We start from the raw sequence: 15,014 nt of genomic DNA, 5'->3' as shown, positions 1-15,014 counted from the left end.
ACCGCACCCCGTCCGCCAGCACCCCGGGAGAGCTCCGACGATGCACCTCGGTCACGACGAACTGCACCCGCCGCCGCACGCGTACGGCGGCGGAGGCGGCGGCCCGGTGCCGCTCGGGCGGGCGCCGCGCATCGGCGTCGGCGGCCCGGTGGGTAGCGGCAAGACCGCGCTCGTCGCCGCGTTGTGTCGCTCCCTCGCACCGAGCCTGCGCCTCGGCGTCGTCACCAACGACATCTACACGACCGAGGACGCCGACTTCCTGCGTCGCGCCGGGGTGCTCGACCCGCGGCGGATCCGCGCCGTGGAGACCGGCTGCTGCCCGCACACGGCGATCCGCGACGACATCACCGCCAACCTGGACGCGGTCGAGGATCTGGAGGCCGACGCCGGCCCCCTCGACCTCGTCCTCGTCGAGTCCGGCGGTGACAACCTCACCGCGACGTTCAGCTACGGACTGATCGACCGGCAGATCTTCGTCGTCGATGTGGCCGGCGGCGACAAGGTGCCGCGCAAGGGCGGCCCCGGGGTCACCCTCAGCGACCTACTGGTCATCAACAAAACGGACCTCGCTCCCCTGGTCGGCGCGGATCTCGGGGTCATGGCCCGCGACGCCGCGGCGGCCCGCGGCACCCGTCCGGTGCTGTTCACGTCGCTGACGGCCGACCCCACGGCCAGCGACGTGACAGCCTGGGTGCGGGCCCAGCTCGCCGACCTGTCCCCGCACGGCCCCCGAGGCGCCGCCCCGGCCGCCGCCGGGTAGGCCGCGTGAGCCGGGCCAGGCGGGGCCAGGCCGGGCCGGGCCGAGCCGGGCGAGGCCGGGTCACCGTGAGCCGACCCCGGTCCGGCCGCCGGACCAGCCCCGGGGCCGGCCGTCGGCCGCCGGGCAAGCACGAGGGGAGTCGCGATGCCAGCAGCCGTGCCGTTGGTGCACCGCAGGACGATCGAGATCGAGGTCCACCAGGCCGACGACCTGCTGATCGCCCGGGCGAGGCTGCGCGACACCCGGCCCTGGCATCCGGACCCGGCCCGGGTGCTGCTGCACGACCTGGAGCTCGCCCTGCACGTGCGGGTGGCGGACCTGACGATCGTCGCCGTCGAGTCGGGGATGAACGCCTTCCCGCACACCGAGTGCCCGCTGATCAGGCCAAGCTTCGACCGCCTCGTCGGGCTGTCGGTGCGCCGCGGGTTCACCCGCGCGCTGCGGGAGACCGTGTCCGGCGTCCACGGCTGCTCCCACCTGCACGAGCTTGCCCGCGCCGCCGGCCCCGCCATCATTCAGGCGACGTTGAGCGCCGCCGATGCCCGCCGCCGCGGCCTCACCCCCGGCGCCGAACCCCCGGACGCGCCCGCGACGACGGACGCCCAGACGGCGGACGCCCAGACGGCGGACCGGGCCGGGGGTTCGGGTCCCGTGGTGAGCGGGCGGCAGGCCGCGGCCCTCACCGGCACCTGCCATATCTGGGCGCCCGACGGCATCGCCACGCGGAAACTCGCCGCCGGCTGGCGCCCGGGATTCGATCCCTACCCCGCACCGCCGCTCACCGCGTACGAGCCGACCTGACCGCCCTCCGACCGGCGGATACATCGGCCTTCCCGACCGAAATGTCGGAACTTGTCCCGCACTGAGGGCGACCACAAGAAAGGAGAAGTACGGACTAATTCCCGCGTGTCGCGAGCGCGACGAAATGCGGCGGAAATCGGTGATCGAGCGCAGTCTCATAAGTGTTCCCAACCACCCCCATCCGTCTCCACTCACGCGACGCGGGAGAAACTCTCATGGCACTTGTCTGGCCCGTTCAGAAGTCCGGTGACGCCGGACTCACCGTGCAGCTCGTGCAGTATCTTCTCGGCGCGCACGATCTGCGCGTCCCGGTTGACGGCGCCTACGGACCGCGGACCGCGGCCGCCGTGCGCGATTTCCAGACCCGACACGGGCTGACGCCCGACGGGCAGGCCGGCCAGCACACCTGGCCGGTGCTGATCGTGCCGGTGCGCTCTGGTTCGCGCGGCCAGGCCGTCCACGCCGTGCAGGACGCCTCCCACACGCTCGACCCCCACTACCAGCCGAAGCTGGCGCTGGACGGCGAGTTCGGGCCGCGCACCGACACCTGGGTACGGCACTACCAGGGGGTGGTCCACGCTCTCGTCGACGGCGAGGTCGGCCTCACCACCTGGAACCACCTGGTCAAGGCGGACCGGGCAAGCTGACCGCGCCCGCCCAGCTCACCCGCCTGTCCGCAGACGGTCGTCTGCAGACGACCGTCTGCGGGCGCCGAGCGGCGGAAGACATGTCGGTACCTATTCGACGGTCTCGGGCGCGGTGATCGCCGGGACGGCCCGGATCTGCTGCCCGTGTGCAGCGTCGCCGTCCCGGCGGGCCAGACCGTGCAGCAGCAGGCCGGCGAGCTGGGCGTAGGCGTCGGCGTCGGCGAGACCCGTCTCGCGTTCGATGGTGCCCTGCTGGATGCCGACCATCGCGAGCGTGGCGACCTGTCCGACGAACCGCGCGTCGACCTCCCGGAACACCCCTGCGGCCACCCCCTCGGCGACCAGGGTGCGCAGCTTCGCCGCGGCGAAGCTGGTGTTGCGCTCGTAGATCGCGCGGGCGGGCGGGAACGCGGCGAGGTCGGCCCGGAAGGCCGCGGAGGCGGGGCGCAGCTCGGCGGCGACCCCGTCGAGGTAGCAGCGCAGCCGGTCGGCCGGGTCGGCGGCGGCGAGCAGGCTGTCGTCGATCCGCTCGGCGGCACTGCGGAAGAAGTGCACGACGACGACGATCGCGAGCTGTTCCTTGCTGTGGGCGAGGGTGTAAAGCGTCGATTTGGAGCACCGCAGCCGGCCGGCGAGGTCCGCGAGGGTGAACCGGGCGAACCCCTCCGCGAGGAAGATCTCGACGAGGGCGTCGAACAGGTCTGACTGGCGGCTGGTTCGCGGCCCATCGGCCGTCGCCGCCGACCAGGTGTCGATGTCCCAGTTCGCCGTCATGATCGATCAATTTACCCCAGCGCCGAACAGTACCGCGGTACTCTGTACGGTACTGTCGTCTCCGTCGCACGGTGAGCCCCGGGCGGCTCCCGGTCCCTCGGTGCGATCCCTGGAGGCACTCCATGCCGGCCGAACGCCTACTCCCCTCCCCCGAGGCCGGCGAGCTGATCGACCTCGTCCGCACCATCGGCGAGAAGGAGATCGAGCCGCGGGTCGTCGACGACGAGGCCAGGGCCCGCTTCCCCCGCGAGGTCTTTCACATCCTGGGCGACGCCGGGCTGCTCGCACTGCCCTACCCGGAGGAGTTCGGCGGCGGCGGCCAGCCCTACGAGGTCTACCTGCAGGTACTGGAGGAGATCGCCTACCGGTCGGCGTCGGTCGCCGTCGGGGTGAGCGTGCACAGCCTGAGCTGCTTCCCGCTGGCCTACCACGGCGCCGAGGCCCAGCGCGCCGACCTGCTGCCCCGGCTGCTGTCCGGCAAGCTGCTCGGCGCCTACTGCCTGTCCGAGCCGCACGCCGGCTCCGACCCGGCGGCGATGACGACGGCCGCCCGCCTCGACCCCGCCGGCGGCTACCGCCTGTCCGGGACGAAGGCGTGGGTGACGCACGGCGGCGCCGCCGACTTCTACACCGTCTTCGCCCGCACCTCCGCGGACCGCTCCGGGGGCATCTCCTGCTTCCTCCTCGACGCCGGCACCGCCGGCATGGACGTGCACCCGCCCGAGCGCAAGATGGGCCTGACGGCCTCCCCCACGACCCAGATCGGCTTCGACGAGGCACCCGTGCCCGCCGACCGGCTCATCGGCACCGAGGGCAACGGCCTGCGGATCGCCCTCGCCGCCCTGGACGCCGGTCGACTCGGCATCGCCGCCGCTGCCGTGGGTCTCGCCCAGCGCGCCCTCGACGACGCGGTCGCCTACGCCAAGGAGCGCCAGGCCTTCGGCAAGGCGATCATCGACCACCAGGGGCTCGGCTTCCTGCTCGCCGACATGGCCGCAGCGGTCGAGTCGGCGCGGGCGACCACCCTGGCCGCGGCGCGGCGCCGCGACGCCGGCCTGCCCGCCGGCAAGGCCGCGAGCATCGCCAAGCTCGTCGCCACCGACGCCGTCATGAAGGTCACCGAGGACGCCGTCCAGGTCTTCGGCGGCGCCGGTTACACCAAGGACTACCCCGTCGAGCGCTACATGCGCGAAGCCAAAATCATGCAAATCTTCGAAGGAACCAACCAGATCCAGCGCATGGTCATCAGCCGCCACCTCGCCCGGTCCTGATCAGAGGCCGTTTCCGCTGGTCATAGCCCTAATTCGTGCCCCGCCATGCTGTGGTCACTACATATCAACCAGCGTGCGACTCACTCGGTGCGTTCGAATACGGCGGGGCAGAGACCCAGTCGTGTCGAGGACTCGTCATTCCTCCGGCCGGCCGACTCAAGCCAGGTGACCAGCCGTGCATCCGCGGACTTGGCTTCCCGTTTCGATCCGGGTTCGAGGACGTAGCCGGTCACGTCACGGGCAGGGCCTCGGCGTGAATTTCGTTTTCTATTCCCCAGTGTCCGCGGACGTGGGTGTGGAGATAGGCGCCGGTGGCGCGGTTACCGGAAGTGCTCGTGAGGATGAGGGCATGTTCGCGGCTGATGCGGGTTCCCTGGAGGTCGAACTCGTCGCGGCGGATGACACCGGCGGTGGCGGCGTGTGGGAAATCGATCCCGTCGGCGTTCGTCGTCCAGGTCTGCCATTTCTTGATCCGGCCGTGGCCGCGTTCCTCGGCTTCGTGGTGGGGCGGTTCCTGGAGGAGGGGGAGGATCCGCTCGAACGTCTTCCGTTCCAGCGTTGGCTGGTTTCCTTTTACCGTGAGAATGTAGTCTAGGCCGGCTTGCACGACGACGTCGGCGGTGTCGTGCTGTGTGTGGGCGGCGTCCAGGGTCGCGACCGGCCGGTCGGGCATGTCCGGAAGCTTTTTGATCAGTTCCTCGACCTGGGTGATCTCGTTGGTGTCGTCGGGGACCCGGACCTGCGCGACGACGATGCCTTGGCCCTGGAGCATCGCGGACAGGAGCCTGACCTGTGTCTTCTCGCCGGACCAGGCTCCGCGCAGGACCTTGCCGTCGATCGCGAGGGCAAGCTGTTCGCCTCGGTTGCGTGTCGCCTGCGCGACCAGCCAGGCGCCGAACGTCACGTCCAGGGCGTCGACGTCGATCGTTTTCAGGAGTCGGCGAACCGTCTTTTCGGAAGGCGCACGGTGCATTCCGTGGAAATGGTCGAAGGGTGCGCCCAGGTGGGCGAGCAGCGGCTGCGGCAGATCGGCGATCCTTCCGCCGATCTCACGGAGGCATTTCGCACCGGCCAGCGTCGCGACGAGCGTCACCGCCAAAACGAACGACAGGCTGTAGGTTTTTCCCCGCGGGTCGCGGGGATCGTGAACCCGGTCTAGCATCGTGAGCAGGCTGACGATGTCGCACCGGTCAAGGTCGAACGGGGCGGTGGACATGCCGGGGTCGGGCTGGCATGATGGCACGCGGTGGCCTTCTGTTTTTTGTGGACGATGTTGGTTGGCGCTTTCATTGTCCGAACAGAAGGCCACTTTCGTCACAACGCCACTACCAGGCCCCCTCAAAACATGGCGGGATGCAGGTCAAAATCGGCCGGATGTCTTCTGGCCATCGCGCGAAACGCCGGCGAGAGACCTGGAGATGTGCCGCCGTAGCCTTTCCGGCCCGCGAAGGACAGGGCTCCCGGAGCCCAACCGCCAGGACTCTGTGCCTGAACAGGGCTACCGGCGGCACTACAACAGGTCACCAATCATGACGACGGGCTACCTTGCCGAGGCCCTGGGTGTGTCCTGAGACCAGACTGGCCAGCTCGGCGAGCCGGCTGTCGTCGAGGGTGGGAGGCCGTCCTGGGATCGGGCGGGTCAGGAGCGCCTGGCGTCCGCCTTTTTTCCAGGCCCTTTTCCAGGCGAAGACCGCGGAGCGACTCATACCGGCTTCCCGAATGATCCGCCCAACGGGGATGTTCTTCTCGAACAGGTCGGCGGCGCGCATACGGATACTTTCCTGGGCCTCCCACGGGAGGGATCTTCCGTCGATAATCATGTTTCTATGCAAACACGACGGTGCAGAGTCTTCAAATCGGACTAGTACGACCATTTGACCCCGCCGTTCCTTCGGCTGCGAGTGCTTCAGCGAGGGCATGGCGGGAGTTGATGCGGAGCTTGCGATAGGTGTTTGTTAGGTGAAGTTCCACGGCGCGCGTGGTGACGAACAGAGCCTGCGCGATCTGACGGTTGGTATGCCCTTCGACGGCTAGGAGTGCGACTCGGCGCTCGCCGCCGGTCAGCGCCGCCGGCCCGGTTCCCTGGGCCCTACGGGTACGGATTCCCAGGGCGAGTAGCTCCTGGCGCGCTTGCGTGACCAGCGGCTGCGCGGAGCAGTGGGCTGCAAGGTCCAGTCCGCGGCGTAACTGCTCTTCAGCTTCCCTCCGCGCGCCGGTGCGCCGCAGTGCTGCACCGTATTCGATCTGGGAGCGTGCGCGCTCCAGCTGGGCTTGCGAGGTTTCCAGCACCACCACGGATTCGCGGAGTTGTTCCAGTTGAAGGTGGCGATCGTCAGTGACGAGGCCGGCGACCCGCAGGGCGATGCCGATTGCGCGGGCGGCGCCGAACTGCCGGCTACGCTCGAGTTCTTCGCCTGCGAGCCTGCGAGCGTGGTCGTGGTGGCCGAGTGCGCGGTGCGCGCGGGCAGCTTCGGCCCGCCACGGCGCGAAGGCTGGATTGGTGTATCCGGCGGCATCCAGCGCGTCACCGCAGGTACGTAGATCATTCAGAGCGTCCTGGGGGCGACGCTGGCGCAGGCGCAGCCGTCCGCGGGCGACGTGGAAGAAGTGTGCCGCGAGCATGTTCATCGGGACCGGTCCGTCAAGCTGGCGGGAGGTCAGCAGGGCTTGTGCGTCATCGATCGCGCCTTTGTCGACGAGCGCGTCGATCAGGACCGCGACGGCGAGAGGGGGTTCCCCGTTGTGGTCGGCGTAGGTGTCTAGGGCGATGCGGGCGTCGGTCTCGGCGTCGAGCAGCCGGCCCGCGTACAGCGCGGTGTGGGAACGCAGCACTGACAGGTAGGCGAACTCCACCGCGTTGCCGTCCCGCTGTGCGGCCTCGATACCGGCGGAGAGCAGTGCCAACGCCGGATCGAGATGGTCGGCGATGGCCAACGCGGGACCGGCGAGGTTCACGATGAGGAACCGGTCGCGCGCGTGCTGTCGCCCGACGGGTAGCGGATCGGCCGCAGCTTCCCCTTCCAGCTGCGCCACATCCGCCGCGGTGCGGTCTGCGATGGCGGCCGCGGCGAAGGCGGCTGTTGCCCAGGCCACCCGCTCTTCGGTCTCTCCTGTGGTGCCGCGGGAGGTGAGCTGATCGAGCCGGCCCAGCCATGACTCGACCGGCTGGCCCGCGATCAGGTCGGCGAGTGCGATCCCGGCGAGCAGGCGACGCGACAGGTCGGGATCGTCTCGGGATGCACTCGAGCGGACCGGTCCCAGGATCGCCACGGCTTCGTCACCCCGGCCGAGCATCGTCATCAGAGCCCCGAGGCTGAACGCGATCTCGGCCTGGGCGGAGGGGTCGGTGGTGAGGTCGAGTGCCTCGCGCATCACGGTCGCCGCGCGGTCGGCCCGGTTCGCCATCCCCAGGGCCAGACCGGCCTCCAGCAGCAGGCCGCTACGAGCCTCGGCCGCAGGGGGTTCGGCGAGCGCTCGTTCCAGCAGGGCGGCGGCCGGTTCGGGAGCGCCGCGTGCCAGGGCCTCAGAAGCTGCCGCGTGTAGCCCGGCGACGACCCACTGATCGTTCGCGGGTTCGCAGTTGAGCAGGTGCGAGCCGAGTCGTTCGGCCGGGGCATTGCTGGCCTGGAGCAGCCGCGCGGCCCGCTTATGAGCAAGGCCACGTTGAGCACTGTCTGTGTCCGAGTAGATAGCGGTCCGGATAAGGGGGTGGGCGACTGTCAGCGGCTGGCCAGAAACAAGGATCCCCTCGTGGAGAAGCGCGTCGATCGCACTCGCCGCGCGGGTCTCCTCGAGGTCGGCAAGGCTCGCGGCGTGCCAGGCCATCGCGTCCGGGCCGAGCACGGCGACCGCGCGCGCCAGCCGGGCCGCGTCCGGGCCGAGCCGGGCCAGCCGGACCAGCAGGGCACTCGAGATATTGTCAGCTCGCAGGGTGTCGAGCCGGCAGACTTCGGCTGCCACCGGCTGGACGTCGTCGGCCCGCAGCGCGATCAGTGCCTCGGCGAGGAGAAACGGGTTTCCTCCGCTGGCGTGGGCGCACGCCAGGCAGAATTCATCGTCGGCATCGGACGACAACCGCTCACGGACGAGTTCGCCCACAGCATTGGTGCTGAGCACGTTCAGTTTGAGGGTTTCCAGACGCAGACCGGCCAACGTGCCCGCGGTCAGACCGGAACCGGCGCTATTGATGGGACGGGCTGCGAGCAGCAGCAGAACGGGCAGGTCGACCGTGCGCCGGGCGAGGTAGGCGATGAAGCGCAGGGAGGCATCGTCTGCCCAGTGCACGTCATCAACAGTCAGCAGGAGAGGACCGCGGTCGGCCAGGTTGGCGCATGCCCAGTAAAGGCCGTGCAGACTGCTGCCCAGCGTGCCTCCGGTTCCCTCCGTCCGTTCCATGAGGACCGGCTCGGCCAGTGCCGCCGCGCCCTCGAACAGCTCCGCGCGCTGCTGCGGGTCGGCCCGTCGCAGGACTGGTTCGAGAAGCTGGCGGACGATGCCGAACGCGTACTCCCGCTCCAGCTCAGCCCCCGTCGCCGACAGCACACGTACACCACGACTGGCAGCGAGGTCCCGGGCGGCTGCCAGCAGCACGGTCTTACCGATTCCGGCCGCGCCCTCCACGAGCAGCGTCACCCCCCGGCCTGCCAATGCCGCGGTAAGGACCTCCTCGACACGTTTCAACTCGCCGTCACGTTCGATCAGACCATTCACGTCGCCCTAGCCTCCCCCGCACCGGCCTGCCGCGAACGCCTGGACGCGCCGGACAGAACGGCGACAGCCGGAGACGGCGAGTCCCCGGCCGCATGATCCCGTAGGACTGCAGTCTACGGATCTGCCTGCCCGCCGTTGCGAAGACCCTTCGGTGGTCACCGTATTGCATACGCAGGTCGCCGGGATCATCGTCAAGGTCATGTCGTCCGATCGAGGGATCCTGCAACTGCAAGTCGAGATCGTCCTCGGCGCCGAGCCGGTGCGCGGATCCATCAACGGCCAGAACGGCTCGCGCACTCCGTTCAGCGGCTGGCTGCAGTTCCTCGAAGCAGCCGAGCTGCTACGGGCAGAGCCACCCAGTTTCGCACCAGAACCGGAAGGAAGTTAAGGGAAGGGCGGAGGTGACATGACGAGAGGGAAACCGCATGGGAAGACCGCCGGGGTGTCCGGCGGTTCGGGGAGTCGCAGCCCGCCGCCGTGGTTACCTTTCCCTAGGCCTGTTCGCGCAGCCCATGAATCACACCAGGAGACTCGGCGTACAGTTCACTCGGCCTGTTCGCCTGTCCCGGCCGATCTGTGCACTGCAAGCAGGATTAACGCAATAGGCGCGCGCAGGGATCAGACTCGACTGCCGCACTCGCGACATCGCAGATAGGTAAGGCGGCTACCAGAATCAAAAAGGGGCCGACAGACCCAGGAACTCCACAGAATAGGGGCAATTTATCTAGCCGATCCATTTGCAGCATCAAATCCTAGACAGATACTGACCATTCTTCCCGGAGGGCACGATTTCCAACCGTGCCGCCGGGGTAACAATGTTTCAGCGCAACCCCACAGTTGAATTAAAAATAAGGAGATCTTAATGGCGCAGAACGTGGGCCCCAAGGCTGAATCGGCACAGTACCACGGACCTATCACGCCGACGAACGGACCGGGCACCTCGCCAGACCATACCGGCCGAGAGATCGGTGGCTACGTTGGGGATGCGATTGGCCAAGGCGTCGGCATGATGATAGGATTGCAGGAGGGCGCCCAGGGAGGCTTGGGGCAGGTCGGTAAAGAAATCGGTGAGTATTTCGGCGACGTAGCCGATCAAATCTTGGCGCCCCCGCACTACGATGATCCGCCTCCCGCGTTGCCCGCTGGAATGTCCGTGAACCCCGGACTGTCGGTAGATCCAGACACCCTGGGCTGGGGTGGAAACTGCATGGACCACGGGGACCCGCAGATGTCGGTGGACCCGGCATCGCACCTCTCACCGCAGATGTCGGTCGACCCAGGTTCGCTGGGATGGGGGGGGTCGTCCCATGCCCCGGACCCGGGTATGTCAGTGGATCCGTCCGCGTCAGAATGGGGCGGCATGTCGCATGCAGCCGATGCAGGAATGTCCGTGGACCCATCCATTTACCATTCGGGCGCCGACGCTTCCACCGACACCACTTTCTTCAATCACTGAGTTCGCGCAACCTTTTCAGCTCCACAGCCGGATGACTCTTTGCGCCACGATCATCGAGAGGACCATCATTGTCCAGAGATAGCCATCCGACCATCCCGACCGGCGACCTCCAGCACTCGATCGATAATGCCCATTTCAGCCAGTCGCTGGCCGTGTCGGCGGCCAGTGGGTTCCTCGACGCCATGGCGGCGGAACATCACGACAGCCATCCAGTTGATCCGGGCATGTCAGCCGACGTCCATCAGGTACAGGACCCGCAGGCGTCCAGTACTGGACATGAGCACGACCCGAGCGCGCCGCAGGAACACGGTGCGCCATGGCATGTAGAACCGACGCCTGACCTATACCACCACTGAGAAGCAAGTCGAGGATCAGGTTTATGGCTCACTACGGTGGAACCGTTTCCGGGTTCGCACCCCGAGTCGAGGGTCCAGTCATCCGGAAGCGTTCGACTATTGTCTGGAGTTTTCGCATCGAGCGGCCCGGTCAGCGCCGTATCGCAGTGGAGATGCGGGCGAAGTACTACAGCGGCGGCTCGATCAACAACGGGGACACCGTCGAGCTGACGGGATCCCAGCGAAGAAACGGCGTGGTCCGGGTCACGGAAGTTAAGAACCTGACGGCCGGAACGGTGGTACGCGCCCACCAGTACAATGCTTTGCCAATAATTCTGAATATCATCGCCCTCATGATATTTCTTGCGATAGTCGCAATCTTTGGCACCTTTTTCCTGTCAAATTCTTCAGGCTTCGCTTCGCCTTGATACGCGCTGGATTCCAGGAGTCCGTCATGTCAGATAACAGCTGGGCTGTCGATCTCAACGAGGACAACCCAGATCCGCGGGTGGCCTGTGTGGTGCTCACCGATGTCTCCTCGTCAATGTCTGGCGCGCCCATCGCCGAGCTGGAAAAAGGGTTCGCGGAGTTCGTTCACTATCTCAACAACGACAAGCTTGCCAGCAAGCGTACGGAAGTCGCCCTCGTGACGTTTGGATCGGATGCCACGGTCCTGGTACCCATGCAGGAAGGGCGAACCCTGCAGCCCGCCAACTTCGTCTGCGACGGATCGACCAACATGGCGGCCGGGATAAACCTTGCGCTGGACATCATCGAAAAGCGCAAGAAGTCCTACCGAGAAGCCGGCATCGCATATTTTCGACCGTGGCTGATCGTGATGACCGACGGCGCACCCGACCGTGACGGATTCGAGGCCGCCGTGCGGCGACTCAACGAGATGGAGGGAAAGAACGGAGTGACCGTGTTCGCCATTGGAGTGGGACCGTCCGTCAATTTCGAGACACTCGGAAGACTCTCCATTATCCGGACTCCAGCTCCGCTGGCCGAACTGAAGTTCTCGGAGTTCTTCGCATGGCTCTCTGCTTCGCTTAGCAACGTGTCGAACTCCACCCCGTTCAACGGCAACGACGCCGAGGTCAGAGACGTGGACCAGGTCCCACTGCCGCCGCTCTCGGGCTGGACGGCCGCTTGACCACTCAGGCACAGATGCCCCCAGAACGTCATGCAGACTACTGGACCGTCCGCGGCGCGTCGGTCGTCGGGCACAGCCACCTGGAGAAGGACCTAGGCTGCGACGATGCATACGCCTACGGGACCAACGACACGTTCGTCGTCGCGGCCGTCGCGGACGGTGCGGGAAGCGTCACTGGAACTTCCGCATGGGGATCATTTGTCGCCTGCACATCGGTCGTGCAGGACGCACTTACACCCGAGTTCACGAGAGCGTTCGATGCCGCCTCGGCTGAGGAAGCGCGCGACCTGATCCGCGGCCTGTTCGCAGCTGCTCTCCGTCGTATTACGGCGCAGGCACGCTGGATGGAGCTCCCCAGGTCCCGGCTTTCAACAACGCTCGCAGTAGCCGTCGCCCGGCCTGACCTGGCGGTGTTCGCCCAGATTGGCGACGGGATCATCGCGGTGGAATCTGGCAGAGAAGTTCGTGCGATCCTGGCCGAGGAGAAGGAGGAGTACGCGAACACCACCTGGTTCATTCAATCCCCGGGCGCCTTCCGCACCGCCTATCGCTCGGCCGCCATCGGCGACGTGACTGCGTTCGCGCTCAGCACCGACGGTATGAGCTACAAGATCACCCATGCGAGCAGTGGCACCGCCTACGTTCCCTTCTTCCAGACATCATGGAGAAATGTCCGAGAGGGTCGGGGGAACAACCAGCTCGCCACGATGATGCGCGGCATCGTCGAGGACCAGACCGGCGACGACAAGACGCTGGTGCTCGCGACGACGGGGCGTTCCGCGCTCACCCCGCCGCCACCCGCCGGCTCGACGACAACCGTCGCATCCAGCTGGCCGTCATCGGACCCCACCGCGTGGCGGCCGGCCCAGCCCGCAGATAGTCCGGCTCTCGACACGCCGACGGAACCCGACACCACTGCCCTGGCTGTCCGGCCCTCGACGACGGACAAGCCCGAGCGAAGCGACTCGGCCGTGGCCGGGACAGGGACAGCGAAAAAGGCGAGGGCGTTTCCGAACGGCGCGTGGTGGATGCACCCGATTTTGCGCAAGCTGGTTGCTCCATGGCGCGTATGAGTCTGCAGAACGGCACCCGAATTCAGCTCGGCACGCGACTGGCCAGCGCAGGCGAGGGCACCGTGCACGACGTCGTTGGGCGTCCGGAGTGGGTTGCAAAAATTTTCCACCTGGATCTGAAGGGGTTGGTGGCCAAGCGGGAGAAGGTCACGGCGATGACGCTGGCGAAGCCTGCGGGCGCGGTCAGCCGGGACGGGTCGATCGTACTGACCTGGCCGCAGCACCTTGTGCTGCAGGGTGGCGTGGTGCTCGGCTATGTCATGCATAAGGTCGACACAAATACAACAGTCGAGATCCACAGCGTCAGTAATCCAACGGACCGGCGTGGACCGCTGCCGAACCAGCCGCAATGGCCTAAGCGGGCGGACTGGGCTTTTCTGTTGAACACGGCAGCCAACCTCTGTATCGCTGTCGAGGCGGCGCATAGAGTGGGTGCGGTCATCGGCGACTTTCAGGAGCGCAACATCCTCGTCTCCGACACCAGCCGGGTGACGCTGGTCGACTGCGACTCGATGCAGTTCACCGCGACGTCCGGACGCAGGTACCTCTGCGACGTCGGCCGGCCCGAGTTCACCGCCCCCGAACTGCGCAACGTCGACCTGAAACGGACTCCTCGAAGCCGATCGTCGGACCTGTTCGCCCTGGCCGTGCATCTTCACCTGCTACTCATGAACGGCAACCACCCATTCTCGAGAGGAGTGTGGACCGGCCCCGGAGAGCAGCCGGGTGCGTCCGTTCTGGCCGCAGGTGGCCACTGGGCGGGTGGCCCACGATCGCTGCTCAGAACGCACCGACTGGCACCGCCGCCATCGATCCTCCCCGACCCGATCCAGACACTCTTTGCCCAAGCCTTTACCTACGGTGCCGCAAACCCCGCGTTACGACCATCGGCCCGAGACTGGCGGCAGGCATTACGGGCGATCACCATCGTTACGTGCAGGCTCAACCCAATCCACCGCTACCCCTCCCATAACCAGGTATGCCCGTGGTGCGTGCTGGAACAAGCGGGGGCAACACGGCGGTCCGCGCTCCGGAAGCAGTCCACATTTACCCCCCGGCCCGCGCCGGCCGCTGCGACAGCGCAGCCTCGGCTTCTTCCCCCACAGCAGGCGCCACTACCCCCCACTCTGGCTCTGGTCCTCCCCTCCCCATCCGTCGTCGACCAGCGGGTCGCCGTTCCCCCAGCATCCCAACCCGGCTGGTGGCAGCGGCTGCGGGCATGGTGGGCGCAGAACTTCTGACCCGCGCAGAAGCGCCGACCACGCAGCCCAGGAGGCACTGCACACTGATGGGTCTGGGCCGCGATTGCCCCCGCGGCAGAGCCTGGGCCCAGTACTCCAGTTATAGTGACCTTTACGTGGCCGTTGCTGGCGTGGCGATTCGCTAGGCCGCGCGGATCCGGGTCTGGAAGTGGTACAGGCGGACGCGTGCCTGGTCACCGCGGCGTCGATCCGACCACCAGATGATCACGCTCGGCGGGATCCCGCGATGCTCCCCACGCCCGTGGAGTGATCCGCCCGCGTCGACGTCGGTTTTCCACCGGTCATCGTGCTCTCTATGCCCATGGGGCAGTCCGCTCGGCCTGAACCGCACTTACGGAAATGTGCGACCGCCGCCCGGACCTCGACGCCTTGCATGAATCGGCCTTTCTCCGCCGACCCGCTCGTTCACCGCCACGGCGGCGACGCCCTCGAGATCCGCAACCGCAGGGAGTAACCGACAGCTTGATGGTGACTGATGCCGATGTGATGCCGAACTAACCGGCATCCGGTGGCTCGAGGCGGTGTGGTCGACACCCGTCCGACCGTGTGACCTGCCAGAATGGCCTCGGGTAGCATGAAGCGGGACGGGTCGGCGCGTTGGTAAGCGGACTCATAATCCGTTGGTCTGGATACAAGCCCCATCCCCTACCGGCATCCGGTGCCACGACCTGCTCTTTTACCCGCTATGTGACGTTGGACGACTACGGACCCTTATTCGCAGTTGTCGCATCTGCCGCTGAGCGGGAGCTCCATGCGGCAGGTGGGGCAGCTG

General features: G+C 67.1%; 15 protein-coding genes. 11 read left to right on the top strand and 4 right to left on the bottom strand.

Annotated features, from left to right (window positions below):
* Nucleotides 1–40: 40 nt before the first annotated feature.
* The 3 genes from ureG (at nucleotide 41) to NBZ85_RS15640 (ending at nucleotide 2,208) form a co-directional block, all read left to right on the top strand.
* Nucleotides 41–760 (top strand): urease accessory protein UreG, encoded by a 720-nt coding sequence (gene ureG / locus NBZ85_RS15650; RefSeq protein WP_264761781.1) that lies wholly within the window; start codon nucleotides 41–43, stop codon nucleotides 758–760.
* Nucleotides 761–904: 144 nt separating this feature from the next.
* A complete protein-coding gene (locus NBZ85_RS15645; protein ID WP_261562117.1) occupies nucleotides 905–1,561 on the top strand; it encodes a DUF2889 domain-containing protein in 657 nt (218 codons plus the stop codon).
* 215 nt (nucleotides 1,562–1,776) lie between these two features.
* Nucleotides 1,777–2,208 carry a peptidoglycan-binding domain-containing protein gene (locus NBZ85_RS15640; protein ID WP_261557666.1) on the top strand — a complete coding sequence of 144 codons (432 nt, stop codon included), beginning with the start codon at nucleotides 1,777–1,779 and terminating at the stop codon, nucleotides 2,206–2,208.
* A 90-nt stretch (nucleotides 2,209–2,298) separates the two neighbouring features.
* On the opposite strand, the gene NBZ85_RS15635 is transcribed toward NBZ85_RS15640, so the two are convergent.
* The gene (locus tag NBZ85_RS15635) at nucleotides 2,299–2,982 is read right to left on the bottom strand and encodes a TetR/AcrR family transcriptional regulator (protein WP_261557664.1); all 684 of its coding nucleotides are present in this window, start codon (nucleotides 2,980–2,982) and stop codon (nucleotides 2,299–2,301) included.
* Between the two features lie 122 nt (nucleotides 2,983–3,104).
* On the opposite strand from NBZ85_RS15635, the gene NBZ85_RS15630 reads away from it, so the two are divergent.
* Complete coding sequence (locus NBZ85_RS15630; protein WP_261557658.1) at nucleotides 3,105–4,253, top strand: acyl-CoA dehydrogenase family protein; 1,149 nt, start codon at nucleotides 3,105–3,107, stop codon at nucleotides 4,251–4,253.
* Nucleotides 4,254–4,482: 229 nt separating this feature from the next.
* Here NBZ85_RS15630 and NBZ85_RS15625 read toward each other — a convergent pair whose 3' ends face one another.
* The 3 genes from NBZ85_RS15625 to NBZ85_RS15615 all read right to left on the bottom strand — a co-directional run bounded on the left by NBZ85_RS15625 (nucleotide 4,483) and on the right by NBZ85_RS15615 (nucleotide 8,963).
* Complete coding sequence (locus tag NBZ85_RS15625) at nucleotides 4,483–5,571, bottom strand: ISAs1 family transposase (RefSeq protein ID WP_261557657.1); 1,089 nt, start codon at nucleotides 5,569–5,571, stop codon at nucleotides 4,483–4,485.
* Nucleotides 5,572–5,773: 202 nt separating this feature from the next.
* A complete protein-coding gene (locus NBZ85_RS15620) occupies nucleotides 5,774–6,073 on the bottom strand; it encodes a helix-turn-helix domain-containing protein (RefSeq protein ID WP_261557655.1) in 300 nt (99 codons plus the stop codon).
* Nucleotides 6,074–6,104: 31 nt separating this feature from the next.
* A complete protein-coding gene (locus tag NBZ85_RS15615; RefSeq protein ID WP_261562116.1) occupies nucleotides 6,105–8,963 on the bottom strand; it encodes an ATP-binding protein in 2,859 nt (952 codons plus the stop codon).
* Between the two features lie 151 nt (nucleotides 8,964–9,114).
* Between NBZ85_RS15615 and NBZ85_RS15610 the strand changes: the two genes are divergently transcribed.
* The 7 genes from NBZ85_RS15610 (at nucleotide 9,115) to NBZ85_RS15580 (ending at nucleotide 14,221) form a co-directional block, all read left to right on the top strand.
* Nucleotides 9,115–9,351, top strand: a complete 237-nt coding sequence (locus NBZ85_RS15610; RefSeq protein ID WP_261557653.1) for a hypothetical protein — start codon at nucleotides 9,115–9,117, stop codon at nucleotides 9,349–9,351.
* Between the two features lie 474 nt (nucleotides 9,352–9,825).
* Nucleotides 9,826–10,419, top strand: a complete 594-nt coding sequence (locus NBZ85_RS15605; protein ID WP_261557652.1) for a hypothetical protein — start codon at nucleotides 9,826–9,828, stop codon at nucleotides 10,417–10,419.
* 68 nt (nucleotides 10,420–10,487) lie between these two features.
* Nucleotides 10,488–10,775 carry a hypothetical protein gene (locus NBZ85_RS15600; protein WP_261557651.1) on the top strand — a complete coding sequence of 96 codons (288 nt, stop codon included), beginning with the start codon at nucleotides 10,488–10,490 and terminating at the stop codon, nucleotides 10,773–10,775.
* Between the two features lie 23 nt (nucleotides 10,776–10,798).
* On the top strand, nucleotides 10,799–11,182 hold the full coding sequence (locus NBZ85_RS15595) for a hypothetical protein (protein ID WP_261557650.1): 384 nt from the start codon (nucleotides 10,799–10,801) through the stop codon (nucleotides 11,180–11,182).
* A gap of 26 nt (nucleotides 11,183–11,208) precedes the next feature.
* Nucleotides 11,209–11,907, top strand: coding sequence for a vWA domain-containing protein (locus NBZ85_RS15590; protein ID WP_261557649.1), 699 nt, complete (start codon nucleotides 11,209–11,211; stop codon nucleotides 11,905–11,907).
* Nucleotides 11,904–12,980: a PP2C family serine/threonine-protein phosphatase gene (locus NBZ85_RS15585; protein ID WP_261557648.1), complete on the top strand. Its 1,077-nt coding sequence runs from the start codon at nucleotides 11,904–11,906 to the stop codon at nucleotides 12,978–12,980. Before NBZ85_RS15590 ends, NBZ85_RS15585 begins: the two co-directional genes overlap by 4 nt.
* Nucleotides 12,977–14,221, top strand: a complete 1,245-nt coding sequence (locus NBZ85_RS15580) for a hypothetical protein (protein ID WP_261562115.1) — start codon at nucleotides 12,977–12,979, stop codon at nucleotides 14,219–14,221. Before NBZ85_RS15585 ends, NBZ85_RS15580 begins: the two co-directional genes overlap by 4 nt.
* The last annotated feature ends 793 nt before the right edge of the window (nucleotides 14,222–15,014 follow it).

Origin of the sequence: Frankia tisae (assembly GCF_025403405.1) — a bacterium.
Classification (GTDB): Bacteria; Actinomycetota; Actinomycetes; order Frankiales; family Frankiaceae; genus Frankia; species Frankia tisai.
This window is presented reverse-complemented; position numbering and strand designations above follow the sequence as displayed.

Bases quoted from the DNA above. Each gene is read 5' to 3' on its own strand.
- NBZ85_RS15635 (WP_261557664.1), bottom strand. From the start codon at position 2,982: ATGACGGCGAACTGGGACATCGACACCTGGTCGGCGGCGACGGCCGAT.
- NBZ85_RS15605 (WP_261557652.1), top strand. From the start codon at position 9,826: ATGGCGCAGAACGTGGGCCCCAAGGCTGAATCGGCACAGTACCACGGA.
- NBZ85_RS15645 (WP_261562117.1), top strand. From the start codon at position 905: ATGCCAGCAGCCGTGCCGTTGGTGCACCGCAGGACGATCGAGATCGAG.
- ureG (WP_264761781.1), top strand. From the start codon at position 41: ATGCACCTCGGTCACGACGAACTGCACCCGCCGCCGCACGCGTACGGC.
- NBZ85_RS15640 (WP_261557666.1), top strand. From the start codon at position 1,777: ATGGCACTTGTCTGGCCCGTTCAGAAGTCCGGTGACGCCGGACTCACC.
- NBZ85_RS15590 (WP_261557649.1), top strand. From the start codon at position 11,209: ATGTCAGATAACAGCTGGGCTGTCGATCTCAACGAGGACAACCCAGAT.
- NBZ85_RS15620 (WP_261557655.1), bottom strand. From the start codon at position 6,073: ATGATTATCGACGGAAGATCCCTCCCGTGGGAGGCCCAGGAAAGTATC.
- NBZ85_RS15630 (WP_261557658.1), top strand. From the start codon at position 3,105: ATGCCGGCCGAACGCCTACTCCCCTCCCCCGAGGCCGGCGAGCTGATC.
- NBZ85_RS15595 (WP_261557650.1), top strand. From the start codon at position 10,799: ATGGCTCACTACGGTGGAACCGTTTCCGGGTTCGCACCCCGAGTCGAG.
- NBZ85_RS15580 (WP_261562115.1), top strand. From the start codon at position 12,977: ATGAGTCTGCAGAACGGCACCCGAATTCAGCTCGGCACGCGACTGGCC.